12 protein-coding genes are annotated in these 15,379 nt (G+C 71.8%); 7 read left to right on the top strand and 5 right to left on the bottom strand.

Annotation, left to right across the window (positions count from 1 at the left end):
• Positions 1 to 2 precede the first annotated feature (2 nt).
• The 6 genes from ACZ6QQ_RS16405 to ACZ6QQ_RS16380 are packed head-to-tail and all read left to right on the top strand — an operon-like array spanning position 3 to position 8,613.
• Positions 3 to 2,681 carry a lantibiotic dehydratase gene (locus ACZ6QQ_RS16405; RefSeq protein ID WP_465877101.1) on the top strand — a complete coding sequence of 893 codons (2,679 nt, stop codon included), beginning with the start codon at positions 3 to 5 and terminating at the stop codon, positions 2,679 to 2,681.
• Positions 2,678 to 3,742: a lantibiotic dehydratase C-terminal domain-containing protein gene (locus tag ACZ6QQ_RS16400; RefSeq protein WP_465877100.1), complete on the top strand. Its 1,065-nt coding sequence runs from the start codon at positions 2,678 to 2,680 to the stop codon at positions 3,740 to 3,742. Before ACZ6QQ_RS16405 ends, ACZ6QQ_RS16400 begins: the two co-directional genes overlap by 4 nt.
• Positions 3,739 to 4,953: a metalloprotease gene (locus ACZ6QQ_RS16395; protein WP_465877098.1), complete on the top strand. Its 1,215-nt coding sequence runs from the start codon at positions 3,739 to 3,741 to the stop codon at positions 4,951 to 4,953. Before ACZ6QQ_RS16400 ends, ACZ6QQ_RS16395 begins: the two co-directional genes overlap by 4 nt.
• Complete coding sequence (locus ACZ6QQ_RS16390; protein ID WP_465877096.1) at positions 4,950 to 5,882, top strand: ABC transporter ATP-binding protein; 933 nt, start codon at positions 4,950 to 4,952, stop codon at positions 5,880 to 5,882. The genes ACZ6QQ_RS16395 and ACZ6QQ_RS16390 overlap by 4 nt, the downstream gene beginning before the upstream one ends.
• A complete protein-coding gene (locus ACZ6QQ_RS16385; protein WP_465877095.1) occupies positions 5,879 to 6,634 on the top strand; it encodes an ABC transporter permease in 756 nt (251 codons plus the stop codon). The genes ACZ6QQ_RS16390 and ACZ6QQ_RS16385 overlap by 4 nt, the downstream gene beginning before the upstream one ends.
• Before the next feature lie 5 nt (positions 6,635 to 6,639).
• On the top strand, positions 6,640 to 8,613 hold the full coding sequence (locus tag ACZ6QQ_RS16380; RefSeq protein WP_465877155.1) for a TOMM precursor leader peptide-binding protein: 1,974 nt from the start codon (positions 6,640 to 6,642) through the stop codon (positions 8,611 to 8,613).
• Positions 8,614 to 8,714: 101 nt separating this feature from the next.
• Here the strand turns inward: ACZ6QQ_RS16380 and ACZ6QQ_RS16375 are convergent, their stop codons facing one another.
• Positions 8,715 to 8,909, bottom strand: coding sequence for a thiazolylpeptide-type bacteriocin (locus tag ACZ6QQ_RS16375; RefSeq protein ID WP_465877093.1), 195 nt, complete (start codon positions 8,907 to 8,909; stop codon positions 8,715 to 8,717).
• Positions 8,910 to 9,094: 185 nt separating this feature from the next.
• On the opposite strand from ACZ6QQ_RS16375, the gene ACZ6QQ_RS16370 reads away from it, so the two are divergent.
• The gene (locus tag ACZ6QQ_RS16370) at positions 9,095 to 10,465 is read left to right on the top strand and encodes an amidohydrolase (RefSeq protein WP_465877092.1); all 1,371 of its coding nucleotides are present in this window, start codon (positions 9,095 to 9,097) and stop codon (positions 10,463 to 10,465) included.
• Between the two features lie 188 nt (positions 10,466 to 10,653).
• Here ACZ6QQ_RS16370 and ACZ6QQ_RS16365 read toward each other — a convergent pair whose 3' ends face one another.
• Genes ACZ6QQ_RS16365 through ACZ6QQ_RS16350 form a run of 4 tightly spaced genes read right to left on the bottom strand, consistent with a single transcriptional unit; the run spans position 10,654 to position 15,365 of the window.
• Positions 10,654 to 12,000, bottom strand: a complete 1,347-nt coding sequence (locus ACZ6QQ_RS16365; protein WP_465877091.1) for a cytochrome P450 — start codon at positions 11,998 to 12,000, stop codon at positions 10,654 to 10,656.
• Positions 11,993 to 12,760 carry a DUF4386 family protein gene (locus ACZ6QQ_RS16360; RefSeq protein ID WP_465877089.1) on the bottom strand — a complete coding sequence of 256 codons (768 nt, stop codon included), beginning with the start codon at positions 12,758 to 12,760 and terminating at the stop codon, positions 11,993 to 11,995. The genes ACZ6QQ_RS16365 and ACZ6QQ_RS16360 overlap by 8 nt, the downstream gene beginning before the upstream one ends.
• A gap of 25 nt (positions 12,761 to 12,785) precedes the next feature.
• A complete protein-coding gene (locus tag ACZ6QQ_RS16355; RefSeq protein ID WP_465877088.1) occupies positions 12,786 to 14,183 on the bottom strand; it encodes a cytochrome P450 in 1,398 nt (465 codons plus the stop codon).
• Between the two features lie 54 nt (positions 14,184 to 14,237).
• Complete coding sequence (locus tag ACZ6QQ_RS16350; protein WP_465877086.1) at positions 14,238 to 15,365, bottom strand: type III polyketide synthase; 1,128 nt, start codon at positions 15,363 to 15,365, stop codon at positions 14,238 to 14,240.
• Positions 15,366 to 15,379: the final 14 nt, after the last annotated feature.

Genomic DNA, 15,379 nt, shown 5'->3' with positions numbered 1-15,379 from the left:
TGGTGAGCACGAGGTACGACCCGACCCTCGGCCCGCTGTTCATGCTGCGGGTGGCCGGACTACCGGTCGCCGCCGTACGTCGTCTGCGCTCGCCCGGCACCAGCGACTGGGCCGACGAGCTGGTACGCCGGGAGAACCGGCTCGCCGCCCGGGGCGCGGAGCTGAGCGAGGCGTTGCACGGGCTGGTCAAGGCGAACGACGACGAGCGGTCCCGGCGCCGCCTGCTGACCCTGCGCCGGCAGGTGTTCCACAACGTACTGCCGGCCGACCCGGCGGGTGCGGTCGAGCTGGTGGGGGCGGTCGACGACGCGGTCGCGTCCCGGCTGTCCGGGTGGCTGCGGGACCGCCGGGAACTGGCCGAGTCGCAGGACGCCGGCGCGGCGGTGCTCGCCGGCGAACTCGCCCGCAACCGGGACGAACTGCGGCGGCTGGTTGACGAATCCCGGCTGCGGCTGGGCCTGCTGGTCGCCTCGCCGGTGCTGGCCGGGCAGCTACGGGAGCTACCGGCCGGTGGCGGCGCCCGGGACAAGCGGGCCCGCCGGCTGGAGCGTTCGGTGCTGTCCTACCTCTACCGCACCGCCTGCAAGACCAGCCCGTTCAGCACCTTCACCGGTGTCGGCCTGGGCCAGTTCAGCGCCGAACCGGCGACGCCCGGCGACGGCGACCGGATCGACCTGCCGGGGGCGTGGGCGAGCCGGGTCCGGCTCAACGTGGTGGTGCTCGGCCGGCTGGTCGAACTGGTGCTGGCGGACCCGGGCCGGCGGGCCGACCTGCCGGTCGAACTCACCGCCGGCTGGCGCCACGACGACGACCGGATCCGGTACGTACGCCACTGGGTCACCGCCGGCGACGACGACGCCCCGGTCAGCTTCGACTCGATCCGTGACCGGCTGTTCTTCCTGCGTCGCAGCGGTCTGCTGGACCGGCTGATCGGCCTGTTCGCCGAGCGGCCGGTGCTGCGCTGCGGGGACGTGGTGCGGTGGTTGGCCGACGAGCACGACGCCACGCCGCAGGAGTGCGAACGCTACCTGTCCGCCCTGCTCGACCTCGGCATGTTGCAGGTGCGGTGCCTGCGCACCGACGTGCACACCCCGGATCCGCTGCGCGCGCTGCGGGAGGCGCTGCGCGACGTCGAGCGGCCCTGGTCGACGGGGTTGGCCGGGCGGCTGGGCGGGCTGATCGGTCACCTGGACCGCTACCCCGCCGCCGACGTCGAGACCCGCCGCCGGCTCCTCGCCGACCTGCGCGCCGACCTGGGCGAGATCGCCCGAGACCTCGGCGCGCCGGCCGCACCCCTGCCGCAGGCCCTGCTCTACGAGGACGTCGCGATCGGTGGCGGGCCGGCGCGGCTGGACCTGGACCGGTGGCAGCGGCTGCTCGGCCCCGGCCTGCGGGCGGTGGAGCGGATCCTGCCGGCGTTCGACCCGATCCTGGCCCATCGGCTCACCCTCAAGGGTTTCTTCGTGGCCCGGTTCGGCGTCGGCGGGCGGTGCGACGACGTACTCAAGCTGGTCGAGGACTTCCACGAGGACCTCTACCGCCAGTACGTCTCGTACACCGCGGACCGGCGGTCGTTCGACGAGCACGGCGCGTACCTGCCCGAGGAGAACTGGCTCGGGCTGCCCGGCATCACCGCCCTGGACGAGGCCCGGCAGCTGTTCGCCGGACACCTGCGTACGCTGCACGCCGGTCACCCGCCCGGCACGGACCTGCACCTCGACGACCGGGTGGTGGCCGAGGTGGCGGCCCGGTTGGACCCGCTGCGCGGACCGTTCGTCGCGCAGAGCCACTTCGTCCAACTGGTGGCGCGCGAGCCGGACCCGCTGGTGGTGCTCAACCAGTCCTACGGTGGCCTGTCGTTCCCGTTCAGCCGGTTCACCCACTGCTTCGGGCCGGACCTCGCCGAGCGGTTGCGCCGGCACGCCCGGCTGGTCGCGCCCGAGGGCGCCGTACTCGCCGAGGTGACCGGCGGGGCGGCCAGCACCAACCTCAACCTGCACGGCCGGCTGGTCGACCACGAGATCGTCAACCCCGGGGAGACCAGTTGCGTACCGCCGCAGCGGCAGATCCCGCTCGGCGACCTCACGGTCACCCACGACGTCGGCGCGGACCGGCTGGTGCTGCGTTCCCGGCGGCTGGGGCGGGAGGTGATCCCGCTCTACTTCGGCTACCTGATCCCGGTGGCGCTGCCGGAGATCGCCCGTACGCTGCTGCTGTTGTCGCCGACCTCGACCGGACATCTCGACGTGTGGGCCGGGGTACCGGCCGGGGAGGCCGACGCCGGGGTCACCACCCGCCCCCGGGTCCGGTACGGCCATGTCGTGCTGAGCCGACGCAGCTGGCACGCGTACGCGGCCGAGCTGCCGCTCCGGGTGCCGGGGACGCCGGAGCACGAGTGGTTCCTCGGCTGGCGGCGGTGGCGGTTGGCGCACGCCCTGCCCCGGCAGGTCTTCGTCACCGTCCACCAGCCCGGCGGCTCCACCGGCCGGCCGGCCAAACCGCAGTATCTCGACTTCGACAGCGTGCTCTCGCTGATGGCGTTCGAGGGACTGGTGAAGACCCGGCAGGCGCGGCTGGTCCTGCGCGAGATGCTGCCGGCCGAGGACCAGCTCCACGTCCATTCGGACCTCGGCGCGCACGTGGCGGAGCTGGCCGTACAGACGCAACGGAGGATCGGATGAGCGTACCGACCGGCGCCGGCCACCCCACCTCGCCGGGGTCGTGGCAGGCGGTTCACGTCTTCTACGCCGCGAACCCGCAGCCGCTGCTCGTCGACTGCGTCGGTCCGCTGGTCGAGGAGCTGACCAGCGACGGGCTGCTCGCCGGCCACTTCTTCATCAACTACTGGCTCGAGGGCCCGCACGTGCGGCTACGGCTGCGCCCGTCCACCCGGGACGCGACCGACGAGGTACGCGCTCGCGCGGCGGCGGCGATCGACGCGTTCCTGGCCCGGCGACCGGCGCTGTACGCGATGGGGCACGGGTTTCTCGGCGAGCTGTACAACCGGCTGTTCGAGCTGGAGTTCCGCGACGGCGCACCGGCCGAGCTGCTCGGTGCGGACGGGCAGATGCGGTTGCAACCGAACAACTCATACAGCTTCCGCCCCTACGAACCCGAGTACGGCAAGTACGGCGGTCCCGCCGGTGTGGAGCTGGCGGAGTGGCACTTCCAGCGGTCGAGCGAACTGGTCATCCACTCGATCCGGACGATGAACCTGCACCTGCGGCCAATCCTGTTCGGGGTGGCGGCGCAGCTGATGATGGTGACGGCCGGCTGTTTCCTGCCCGATCGCGCCGAACTGGTGGCGTATCTCAACCAGTACTATGCGTTCTGGCATCGGGCGTTCGCCGGTACCAACTTCATCGGGACCAGCGAATACCAGCGGATGTACGAGTCCATGGCGCCAGCACTGCGACAACGGTTCACGAACACCCTCGACGCGCTCGACAGTGGACAGCTCCACCGGCTGCCCGGGTTCCTGCGCGGCTGGGCGGAACACTGCGTCGAGCTGCGGTCGCGGGTGGGGGACCTGGCCACGCGCGGCGGTCTCCGACTCGACTCGTGGGACGCTGCCGGATCGGCGCACGTCACGGACCCGCACGCGGCGGCGCGGACACTGCTCTCGCCGTACCTGCACATGACGAACAACCGTTTCCACGTCACGATCCGGGACGAGGCGTACCTCGCGTACATGCTGGGTCGGGCCCTGGACGAGGTCGTCGGGCCGGTGGGTGCGCCGTGACCGCCGGCACGCTGCTGTCCAAGCGGCCCCGGCTGCACCCCGACGTGCTGTTGAGCCGACCGCTGCTGCGCGGACCGGCGGAAATCCACCTGGTCAAGGACCTGCGCAGCGGACGGGCGTTCGAGGTGGCCCCGCGTGAGCACTTCCTCATCGCCCGGCTGGATGGTCGGCTGAGCCTGGCCGAGATCGGCGACGAGTACGCGCGCGCCTTCGGCCGGCGCCTGGCCGAGGCGCACTGGCGGCAGTTGCTCGGCCTGCTGTACTCGCGCGGCCTGCTCGACCCGGGCGCCCCCGGCACGGGCAGCACCCCGGCCGGGTCCGGCGCGGCGGCGCCGCCGGACCCGGTGTCGCTCCCGGTGGTCGAGTGGAGCTACCGGCGGATCAGGTGGGCGCTGGCCCGCCCGGTTGTGCTGACGCTGCTCGGACTCGCGGTGGCGACCCAGGTGGTGCTCGCGGCCAACCTCGACCGGGCGGTGGCCGGGCTGGGCTGGTTCTGGGAGCACCCGCTGTGGCTGATCGCGCTGGGGCTGCTGACCTGGACCAGCGCCGCGCTGCACGAACTGGCGCACGGCATCGCGGCGCGGCACTTCGGCTGCGCCGTCACCGCGATCAGCGTGCTGACGCTGCGCTGCCGGGTCGACGGCTACCTCTACCTGCGCTCGCCGGGCGCGCAGATCACGATCGCCGGCGCGGGCGGGCTCGCCAACGGCGTACTGATGCTGCCGTTCGCCCTGACCTGGCTGGTCCTCGCGCCGACCGCGCCGGCCCGCCCGGCGCTGGCCGGCATCGTGCTGGTCGGCAGCGCGCAGTCGCTGGTCAACTTCATTCCGCTGCCGCCGCTGGACGGCTACAAGATCGTCAGTCACGCGCTCGGCGTCACCCACCTGGCCACCGGCACCCGACAGTTCCTGTGGCTGGCGGTCCGCGGCCTCGTCGGCCGGGGCACCGGGATCGGCGCCTACCCGACCGCCGCCCGGCTGCGTTACACCGCCTACGGCCTGACCGGGCTCATCCTGGCCGTGACGGCGGGCACCGCGCTGGTGCTGCTCGGCCGGGCGCTGGCCGCCGGCCGGCTCGGCGCCACCGTGGTCGTGGTCGGCTTCGCGGTGGTGGCGATGACCGTGGCCGGCTGGCTGGCCCGACCGCGCCGCGCGCCGACGGCACCCGAGGCCACCGAACCTGTCACCACCCAGAAAGGCAGGGACCAGTGAACGCAATCGACCAGACGGATACCGAGCCGGACCCGGCGATCACGCTGACCGACATCCGTAAGAGATACGGGGCCCTGGAGGCACTCTCCGGGGTCTCGCTGACGGTCCACCGTGGGGAGTTCTTCGGCCTGATCGGGCCGAACGGGGCGGGCAAGACCACCTTGATCGAGATCATCGAGGGTCTACGCGAACCAACCTCGGGCCGGGTGTCGGTGCTCGGCATACCGCCGACGCCGCGCAACGTGGCACTGTTGCCCCGGATCGGGGTGCAGACGCAGAGTTCCGCCTTCTTCGTCCGGCTCACCGCCCGGGAACACCTGGAGACCGTCGCCGCGCTGTACCGGGTGGCACCGGAGGCGGTCGACCGTACGCTCGACATGGTCGGCCTGACCGCCGCCGCGCAGACCCGGGTGAACGACATCTCCGGCGGGCAACGGCAGCGGCTCGCCATCGCCTCGGCGCTGGTGCACGACCCGGAGATCCTCTTCCTGGACGAACCCACCGCGTCGCTCGACCCGAAGGCCCGCCGGGACCTGTGGCGGGTGCTGCGCGGCCTGAAGGCCGCCGGGAAGACGATCGTCTACACCACCCACCACCTGGACGAGGCCGAGGCGCTCTGCGACCGGGTGGCGATCCTGGTGTCCGGCGCGGTCCGGGCCCTGGGCAGCCCCCGGGAACTGATCGGCGGTTCCGAGCTGCCGACCCGGGTGTCGATCCCCGCCGGCCGGATCAGCCTGGAGCGGGCGAAGGGGCTCGACGGGGCGGAGACCGTCGCCGTCGACGGCGACGAACTCGTGGTGGAGACCCGCACACCGGGCCGGGTGCTCGCGGCGCTCGGCACGACGGTGGGCCTGGACGAGGTGCAGACCCGGATGGTCACGCTGGAAGACATCTACCTGGAACTCACCGAATCGGAGGCGGCGCAGTGAGCGCGTACGGAGCACTGACCAGGGCCGCGTACAAGGCGTCGATCCGGGACGCCACCACGGTCTTCTTCACCTTCGCCTTCCCGTTGGTGTTCCTGCTCGTCTTCGGCCTCATCTTCCAGGGCCGCGAGGTCGACGACACCGGCTGGAACTACATCGACTACATCGCGCCCGGCGTGCTCTCCTGGGGGGTCGCCAACGCCGCCCTGTTCGGGATCGCGTTCACCCTGATGCAGTGGCGCAGCGACGACCTCCTCCGGCTGATCCGGATGACCCCGGCCCCGCTCTGGTCGGTGATCGCCTCCCGCTACGTGGTGGCCCAGGTGGTCGGCGTACTCCAGGCGGTGCTGTTCATCGGCGTGGCGCTGCTGCCGATCTTCGGCCTCAACCTGTCCGGACGGTGGCCGCTGGCCCTGCCGATCCTGGTCCTCGGCGTCACCGCGTTCCTCGCCCTCGGCCTGATCGTCGGCTCCCGGACCAACACACCGGAGGCGGTGGCGGCGGTCGCCAACTGCATCGTCGTACCGATGGCCTTCATCTCCGGATCGTTCTTCCCGCTCGACATGATGCCTGGCTGGCTCCAGGGCCTCTCCGAGGCGTTGCCGTTGCGTTACATCAACGACGGCATCGCGGTCGCCGTCGCCGGTCGGGGCGACATGACCGACTACGGCATCGCCTGCGCGGCACTGGTCGGCTTCACCGTCCTCTTCGGGGTGATCGGCGCCCGCACGTTCCGGTGGAGCAACCAGTCGTGACCACAATGGCCGGGAGCGTCGACCCGCAGACCGGCGAGCGGGACGGACCGCTCGCCGGGGCCGTCCGCGAACTGCGCCGGTCGCTGCTCGACCGGTACGACCGGGCCGCGCTCCCGGCCACCACCCGACCACACCCACCGGTCGTGGTGCCGCTCGGCGCGGCGAACGTGCTGGACCGGGCGGACCCGGTACGCCGGGACGCGAACGTGCACCTGACCTCCCGTACGGTGCTGGTCGGTCCGTGGGGAGGCGCCCCGGGGACGCCGGTCTGCTGTGGCCACTGCCTCGGCGTGCGCTGGCAACGCCTGCGTTCCCGGTCCGAACGTGAGGCGCTGGAAATCGGGTCCGATCCCCGGGGAGCGGTGCACTGGCCGATCCTGACCGGCTACCAGGTGGACGCCGTCTGGTCGCTCTACCTGACCGCCCTGACCGGCCCGGCGGCCGTACCCGCGCCGGGTCGGCCCACCCCGGTGCCGGACGCGGCCCTGCCCCGGGTGTCCCGGCTGGACCTCGCCACCTTGCGGGTGACCACCTATCCGCTGCTCGCCGAGCCGCTCTGCCCGAGCTGCGGTGGGCCGACCGGTCACGACGAACCGGTCCCGCCCCGGTTGGCCAGCCGGGCCAAGCCGGACCACCGGACGTACCGGGTGGCCGCACTGGACGACCTGGCGCTGCCCACCACGGCACTGGTCAACCCGGTCTGCGGGGTACTCGGCGCCGGTACCCTGGTCAACCTCACCTCACCGACCACCGCGCCGGTCACCGGCAGCGCCTTCGTCCGGGGCTACGCCGGACTGGTCGACGTCTCGTGGAGCGGGCAGGGTGACACTTTCGCGTCCAGTCACACGCTGGCGCTGCTGGAGGGGCTGGAGCGGTACGCCGGCACCCACCGCCGCCGCGCCGGCACGCCGGTGCTCGACTCGTACCGCGGCCTGGGTGAGGTGGCGCTGAATCCGGTCGACGTCGGCCTCTACCCGCCGGAGACGTACCGGACCGATCCGCTGGCCACCCCGTTCTCCGCCGACCGGGTCATCCCCTGGGTGTGGGGCCACTCGCTGCGGGACAACCGTCCGATCCTGGTGCCCCGGCGGCTGTGCCACTACAGCAGCGGTACGTCGGACGACGGCTTCGTCTTCTCCACCTCCAGCGGCTGCGCGATCGGCGGGTGTCTGGAGGAGGCAATCCTGCACGGCCTGCTCGAACTGATCGAACGGGACGCGTTCCTGCTCGGCTGGTACGGCGGCGCGCGACTCACCGAGATCGACCTGGCGTCGTGCGACAGTCCACGGATCCGCGCGATGGTCGACCGGGCCCGGTTGCACGGCTACGACGTGCGCGCCTACGACAACCGGGTCGACCTGGCGGTGCCGGTCGTCACCGGGCTGGCCGCCCGCCGGGACGACGGCCCGGGTGCGCTGTCCTTCGCCGCCGGAGCCAGCCTCGATCCGGAGACGGCGGTCGAGGCGGCGCTCGCCGAGGTGCTCACCTACATCCCGCACATGCCCCGGCAGGTCCGCCGACGCCGGGCCGAACTGGAGGCGATGGTCGACGACTACCACCTGGTGCGGCAACTGGTCGACCACTCCGGACTGTTCGGCCTGCCCCGGATGCGGGAGCACGCCGCGTCGTACCTCGACCGGGCCGACGTGGCCGCGATGCGCGACCTCTACCCGGAGGACCCGCCGGGCGTGGGAGCCGGGCGAACCGACCTGCTCGGCGACCTGCGCCACTGCCAGCACGAGCTGACACGGGCCGGTTTCGACGTGATCATGGTGGACCAGACCACACCGGAGCAGGAACGGATGGGCCTGCACAGCGTCTGCATGATCGTGCCGGGCCTGCTGCCGATCGACTTCGGCTGGTCCCGGCAACGGGCGCTGCGGATGCCCCGGCTACGCACCGCGTACCGCCGGGCGGGCTGGCGGTCGACCGACCTGACCGAGGCGGAGCTGCGGCGCGTACCGCACCCGTTCCCGTGACCGCCGCCGCCCGGATCCGCCCCAGCCGGCGGGTCGTACCGACGGAACCGGGGCGGCCGTACGGCCGTGGCCGCGACGACCGCCCCGGTGTGCCCGACCGGTCAGGCGCTGCAACTGGTGGTCGAGGTGGTGCTGCTGCACGTGCTGGTCGTGCCGGAGGAGGAGCACGAGGCCAGGATCGCCTCGGACGCGTCCGCGTAGTCCGAGATGGAGAAGGTCTCCGACTCGAGTTCGAGCAGTTCCTCGGCGAGGGACGCGAGGTCGTTCGGGGTGGACTGGTCGGTGTTGACGGACATGGCTCCTCCTGGATGCTCGGGACAGGTGGGGTACGGCGTCACCGCCACTGTCATCCCACCGGACCCCGCTCACCGGGCGACCCTCGTCCGGCTGTCAATCCGCTCACCGCCGATGTCAGCGACCAGCGGCGGTCGGCGTCGCGGCCGCATCGGGGCCGGGGAACCGGCCACGCCGGCAGGCGGCGATGACCGGGGCCCTGTCGGCGGCCGGCCGGGCCGCCCGGATACTCGCCGGCTCGGGTACGGTCACCACCGAGGCCGCCGCCCTCTATCTCGACCTGCACGCCCATCCGGAGCTCTCCGGCGCCGAGCGACGCACGGCAGGTCTGCTGGCCGCCTGGCTGGCCCGCGACGGGCTACGGGTGGTCCGCGACATCGGCGGACACGGCGTGGTCGGCGTACTGGAGAACGGGCCGGGACCGACGGTGCTGCTGCGGGCCGAACTCGACGCCCTCCCGGTGGCGGAGCAGACCGGGCTGCCGTACGCGAGCACCGTCACCGGCGTCGACCCCGACGGGCGTCCGGTGCCGGTCATGCACGCCTGTGGCCACGACCTGCACCTGTCGGCGGTGGCCGGTGCCGCCCGGCTGCTGGCCGGGGCGCGGGACCGGTGGCAGGGGACGATCCTGGTGGTCGGCCAGCCCGCCGAGGAGACCCTCGACGGCGCGCGGGCCATGCTCGACGACGGGCTCTACCAGCGCTTCGGCCCTCCCGACGTGGCGTTCGCCCAGCACACCGCACCGCTGCCGGCGGGGATGGTCGCCCACGGCACCGGTGCCATGCTGGCCGCCAGCCGGACCGTCGAGGTGATCATCCACGGTCGGGGCGGACACGCCGCGACGCCGTACCTGGCCGTCGACCCGATCGTCGCCGCCGCCGCCGTGATCCTCCGTTGCCAGGCGATCGTGGCCCAGCAGACCGTCCCCGGGGAGCAGGCGGTGGTCTCCGTCGGCTCGGTACGGGCCGGCGAGCGCGGCAACATCCTGCCGGACGAGGCCCGGCTGGGTGTCACCGTACGGGCCCTGCACCCGGCGTCGCTGGCCCGGATGTGCGCCGCCCTGGAACGGATCGTCCGCGCGGAGTGCGCCGCCTCCGGGTGCGTCGAGCCACCGGAGTTCCGGATCCTGGCCGAGTCCCCGGTAAACATCCCCGACCCGACGCTCACCACCACCGTCCGGGCAGCTCACGAGGAGTTGCTGGGGCCGGCCCGGGTGGCGACCTGGCCGCCGTCGTTGGCCACCGAGGACTTCCCGTACTTCGCGGCCGACGGGGTGGCCACGGCGTACTGGATGCTCGGCTCGGTCGGCCCACGGCAGTGGGCCGCCGCCCAGGGCGCGGACGGACAGCCGCTGCCGGCCAACCACTCGCCGAGGTTCGCCCCGCAGTTGGCGCAGACCCTGCCCACCGGGATGGCCGCGTTGGTCACCGCCGCGTTGACCCGGCTACCGCCGGGGCCCGCCGACAACCCGGGGTCGCCGGTGAGGTCAGCGGACGGTCCAGGACCGGACCGGAGTTGCCCGGAGACCGGCCGGGAGTGCCGTCGCGGCGACGAGTAGGAGGCTCCAGCCGAAGGCCCGTCGGCGCAGCCGAACTCGCCAAGCCCTCGCGTTGATCCGGAAGCGGCTCAACGCCGCAGTGCAGACGACAAGCATGGTCATGGGGGGCGACCGCCCTGTCGCGGTCGCTCGACGACGGCGAGGGCCGACCCGCCTGCCGGCGGGTCGGCCCTCGACTGTGTTCCCGGTCAGTGTGAGCGGGGGGTCACCCGCATCCGCAGCCCGTATTTCGGGGCCAGGGTGACCAGCGGCTTGAGCGCCACCTTCTGGTCGGGTTCCAGGGTGAACCGGAACCGCTGGGCGAGCGTCGCGAGGATCAGCTTCGCCTCCATCTCGGCGAAGCCCGCCCCCACGCACATCCGCTCGCCGCCGCCGAACGGCATGAACGCGTACCGGGGGATCTGGGCCTCGCGTTCCGGCGCGAACCGCTCCGGGTCGAACCGGAACGGGTCCGGGAAGTACTGCTCCAGGTGGTGCATCACGTACGGCATGATGAAGATCCCGGCACCCCGGCGGATCCGGTACCCGCCCAGCTCGACGTCCTCGACCGGGGTGCGCTTGTTCAGCGTCCAGGCCGGTGGGCAGAAGCGCAGCGCCTCCTTGAAGACCATCCCGGTGTACCGCAGCCGGGGCAGGTCCTCAGCGGTCGGCGGGCGGTCCCCCAGTACCTCGTCCAGTTCGGCGCCGAGCTTCTCGGCCACCTCAGGATTCTGGGAGAGCAGGTACCAGGCCCAGGTCAGACCGTTGGCGGTGGTCTCCTGGCCGGCGACGAAAATGGTCACCGTCTCGTCCCGGACCTGCTGGTCGGTCATGCCGGTGCCGTCGACCTCGTCCTGCGCCAGCAGGAACATCGACAGCAGGTCGCCCTTGTCCTCCCCGCTGGCCCGCCGCTCGGCGATGATCCGCATGACCGCCTCGTCGAGCACCCGGGTGCCGCGCTTGAGGAGCTGGTGCATCGGCAGGAGTAGCCATGGCGAGACGAGCATGCCGAACTTGCTGATGTTGATGGCGACGTCCTGGAGACCGGCGACCGCCCGCTGGACCTTCAGCGCCTCCTCGGCCGGCACCCCGCTGCCGAACATGGCCCGGGAGACGACGTTCAGGGTCAGCTTCATCATCTCGTGGTGCATGTCGTGCACCTCGCCCGGCCGCCAGTCCCCGATCTGGCGCAGCGAACTCTCCACCGCGATCTCGCCGTACCCGGCCATCCGGCGGTGCCGGAACGCGGGCTGCACCAGCCGCCGCTGCCGCCGGTGGTGCTCCCCGTCGCTGGTGAGCAGCCCCTTGCCCATCCACCGGCCGAGGGTCCGCAGGTCGTGCGGGTCCTTGGCGAACTTGTCCCGGCGCAGGACCAGCACGTCGTGGATGTGGTCCGGGTGGCTGAGCAGGTAGTTGCGGGTCGGTCCGATGGTGAACGACGCGACGTCGCCGTGCGTCGCGGTCTCCATCATGAACTCGACCATGCCCTTGCCGAGGCCGGGCAGGTTACCGAGGACCGGAACGCCCTTGGGTCCCGGCGGGTGCCGCTCAGCCATGACGGGCCTCCGCCGCCGTACGGCCGCCGGCGGGCACCGGGGTCGCGGCCCCGCCGCCGGTCGCCGAAGCAGCCGCCGCCGGTACGCCCCGCCGCAGCGCCACACCGATCCAGACGAACCAGACCGGGGCGGCCACCGCGCCACCGAGCACCGCCGACACCAGCACCATCGGGCCGATGCCGAACGCCACCCCGAGGGCGGCAGTGCTGGTCAGCACGCCCAGCGCGATGCCGACGTAGTTCAGCGGTCGGCTCAACAGCCGGTGCCGCAGCGCAAGGATGCTCACCACCAGGAAGAACGGGCCGAGTGCGCCGAACCGCAGCCACGTCGCCGGGTCCAGGCGCAGCAGCAGGTCGGTGGTGACGATGGCGGTACGCACCGTCGGGTCGCCGGCTGCGTACTCGCTCGCCCAGAGCGGGGTGGCGGTGACCAGGCGGAACGTCTCCACCGCGGTCACCCCGAAGGACAGGTACGCCAGGCCGGTGGTCCAACGCACCCACCCCTCGTGCCGGTCGCGGACCAGGTCGGCGATGGCGGGGATCGCCCCGAACGCGAAGATCGCGCCGAGGGCGTACCCCCAGTAGTAGAGGATCCGTGGCGTGCCGTTCTCGGCCAGCCGGGTCCACAGCTCGTGTTTGTCGTCGTGGATGAGCTGCGTCGGGTCGAGCACGAAGAACGTGGTGACCACGAGGTACGAGACACCGACCAGGATGGCGCAGGTGCCGCCGAGTCGGTGGAGCTTGAGTCGGTTTTCGTCCATAGGGGACATCTCCTCGCAGCCGCCGTCAGGCCGACGGGCGGCGGGGTTCGAGGGTCATCCGCAGCCCGTACCGGGGGCTGGTGGTGACCTGCATCTTCGCTTCGACCGGGTGGTCCGGCACCATCCGCAGCCGGTAGCGCTGGGCGATCGTCGCCAGGGTGAGTTGCGCCTCCAGTTGGGCCAGCCGGTTGCCGATGCACAGCCGTGGCCCGCCGCCGAACGGGAAGTACGCGAACCGGGGCCGGTCGGCCGACTGTTCCGGGAGGAAGCGGTCCGGGTCGAACCGGTCCGGGTCCGGCCAGAAGTCCGGGTGCCGGTGGGTCAGGTACGGGCTGATGTAGATCAGCGAACCGGCCTTGACGTGGTACCCGCCGATGGTGTCGTCGGCCGCCGCGCGCCGTTCCAGCCACGGCACCGGGTAGAGCCGCAGAGTCTCCTCGAGCACCCGGTTGGTGTACGCCAACTCCGGCACGTCGGCGACGGTGGGCAGCCGGTCGCCGAGCACCCGGTCCAGTTCCTCGTGCAGCCGCTCCTCGACCTCCGGGTTCCGGGACAACTCGTACCAGGCCCAGCTCAACTGGTTCGAGGTGGTCTCGTAGCCGCCGAGCAGCAGGGTGGCGATCTCGTCGCGCATCTGCTTGTCCGGGATGCCCTCGCCGGTCTCCTCGTCCCGCGCCTCCAGCAGCATCGACAGCAGGTCGTGGGTCTCGGTGCCCTGTTCCCGGCGCTCGTGCAGGATGCGGTAGATGATCCCGTCCAGTTCGCCGAGGGCGGCGGTGAACTCCTTGTTGCGCCGGGTCGGCACCTTCGGCGGCGGCGCGAACGGCACCATCGTCCGGTACAGACAGTAGTTGATCACCGTGTCGAGGCTGCGGGCGATCGTGGTCACCTCGTCGTCGCTGCGCAGGCCGGTGCTGAACAGCGACTTGGTGGCCACGTTCATGGACAGGTTGACCATCTCGGCGGCCACGTCCAGGGGTTCGCCCCGGTCGGCGTACGGCTGCCAGGTGTCGATCCGGTCCACCACGTCCCGGACGATGAACTCGCCGAGCTTGAGGATCCGCTGCCGGTGGAAGGCCGGCTGCATGAGCCGGCGCTGCTTCTTCCAGAAGTCCCCGTCGCTGGTGAACAGCCCCTCGCCGAAGGCCAGCTTGAGCGGCCGGTACTCGTGGGACTGCTTGTCGTAGTTGCGGCTGTTCACCTGCAGCACGTGCCGCAGGTGGTCGGGGTGGTTGACCAGGTGCACGGTGAACCCGGCGACGGTGAACCGCGCGATGTCGCCGTACTCGGTGGTGACCTGCCCGAGGAAGCCGATCAGGTCCCGCCGCAGGTCGAGCAGGCTGCCGAGGAGGAATTTGCCGCGTGGTCCCGGGGCCAGGCGACGGCCCGCCCCGGTCGGCGCGGCCGGGGTGACGCTAACCATGCCTCTCCTTCTGTCCGGTCCCGGACGCGACGCTCCGATGCGCCGCCGTCGGGGTCACCACTGGAGCAGGACCGCCTCTTGCGAGAAGCCCGGTCCCATGCCGACGACCAGGCCGTAGGTGCCCGGGTCCAGCTCGTACGACGAGAACGTCTCGTCCATCATGTACAGCACGGTCGGCCCGGAGACGTTGCCGACGGTCCGCAGGATGTGCTGGCTGAGCTTCAGGTTCTCGTCGGTGAGGTGGAATTCCTCGGCGGTGGCGGTGAGGACCTTCGGCCCACCGGGGTGGATCAGCCAGTGGCCGATCTTGTCGACGGTGAGGTCGTGGTCGGCCAGTAGCGGGTCCAGCACCGGGCGCAGGCCGGTCTTGGCCAGGCCGGGCACGTCCACGCTGAGCCGGTTGCGGAATCCGTTGTCCAGCACGTCCACCCCGGCGACGTGCAGGGTGTCGTGGAGGAACCCGGAGCGGGTGTCGACCACCCGGGGCAGCCCCGGCCGGGCGAGCGGGTGCTCGTCGCCGACCATCAGGGTCGCGGCGACCCCGTCGCCGAACAGTGCCACGGTGACGATCTGCGAGACCAGGTCGGTGTAGAAGGAACTCTCGGTCAGGTCCCGGTCGAGCGCCTCCTGGAGGTAGCCCTGGACGCCGCCCTGCCAGAAGGCGGTGCCGCCCAGTTCGCAGGTGAGCAGAATGACCGCGTCGGTGGGGTGGCCCTTGAGGTAGTCGGCCACCCGGCTGAGCCCGGCCACCCCGGCCATGCAGCCGAGACCGTTGATCGGCACCCGCTTCATGGTCGGCGCGAACTCGATCCGGTTGATCAGGATCGCGTCGACGGTCGGCACCGAGACCACCGTGGACAGCATCGAGGTGAGCTGGTGGATCTCGGTGGACGCGATGCCCGCGCTGGCCAGCAGCTTGCGGACGGTCTTCTCGCACAGGTCGGCGGCTTCCTCGACGCAGCGCGCGGCCACCTGGCTGAACGGCGGCGGGTCGAAGAAGGTGTCCAGCGGCATGGCGAAGTACCGGCCGTCGATCTGGGTGTTCTGGAAGAGGCTGTCGATGATGTCCAGGTCGATGTCGAGCCCGATGGCCTGACAGTACTTCTTCAGGGTGCTGGCGAGGGTCTGCTGGTCGTAGTAGTACGTCGGCAGACTCGTCTCGGTGGCGACGATGTACGGCATGCTGGTCCTTTCAG

It is taken from the genome of Micromonospora sp. NPDC049529, from assembly GCF_055586685.1.
The sequence above is the reverse complement of the archived record's forward strand: the minus strand, read 5'-3'. Positions and strand labels throughout refer to the sequence as shown.

What these genes read in the sequence shown, in the direction of transcription:
- ACZ6QQ_RS16400 (WP_465877100.1), top strand. Translation starts at nt 2,678, where the DNA reads ATGAGCGTACCGACCGGCGCCGGCCACCCCACCTCGCCGGGGTCGTGG.
- ACZ6QQ_RS16380 (WP_465877155.1), top strand. Translation starts at nt 6,640, where the DNA reads ATGGCCGGGAGCGTCGACCCGCAGACCGGCGAGCGGGACGGACCGCTC.
- ACZ6QQ_RS16375 (WP_465877093.1), bottom strand. Translation starts at nt 8,909, where the DNA reads ATGTCCGTCAACACCGACCAGTCCACCCCGAACGACCTCGCGTCCCTC.
- ACZ6QQ_RS16370 (WP_465877092.1), top strand. Translation starts at nt 9,095, where the DNA reads ATGACCGGGGCCCTGTCGGCGGCCGGCCGGGCCGCCCGGATACTCGCC.
- ACZ6QQ_RS16365 (WP_465877091.1), bottom strand. Translation starts at nt 12,000, where the DNA reads ATGGCTGAGCGGCACCCGCCGGGACCCAAGGGCGTTCCGGTCCTCGGT.
- ACZ6QQ_RS16360 (WP_465877089.1), bottom strand. Translation starts at nt 12,760, where the DNA reads ATGGACGAAAACCGACTCAAGCTCCACCGACTCGGCGGCACCTGCGCC.
- ACZ6QQ_RS16355 (WP_465877088.1), bottom strand. Translation starts at nt 14,183, where the DNA reads ATGGTTAGCGTCACCCCGGCCGCGCCGACCGGGGCGGGCCGTCGCCTG.
- ACZ6QQ_RS16350 (WP_465877086.1), bottom strand. Translation starts at nt 15,365, where the DNA reads ATGCCGTACATCGTCGCCACCGAGACGAGTCTGCCGACGTACTACTAC.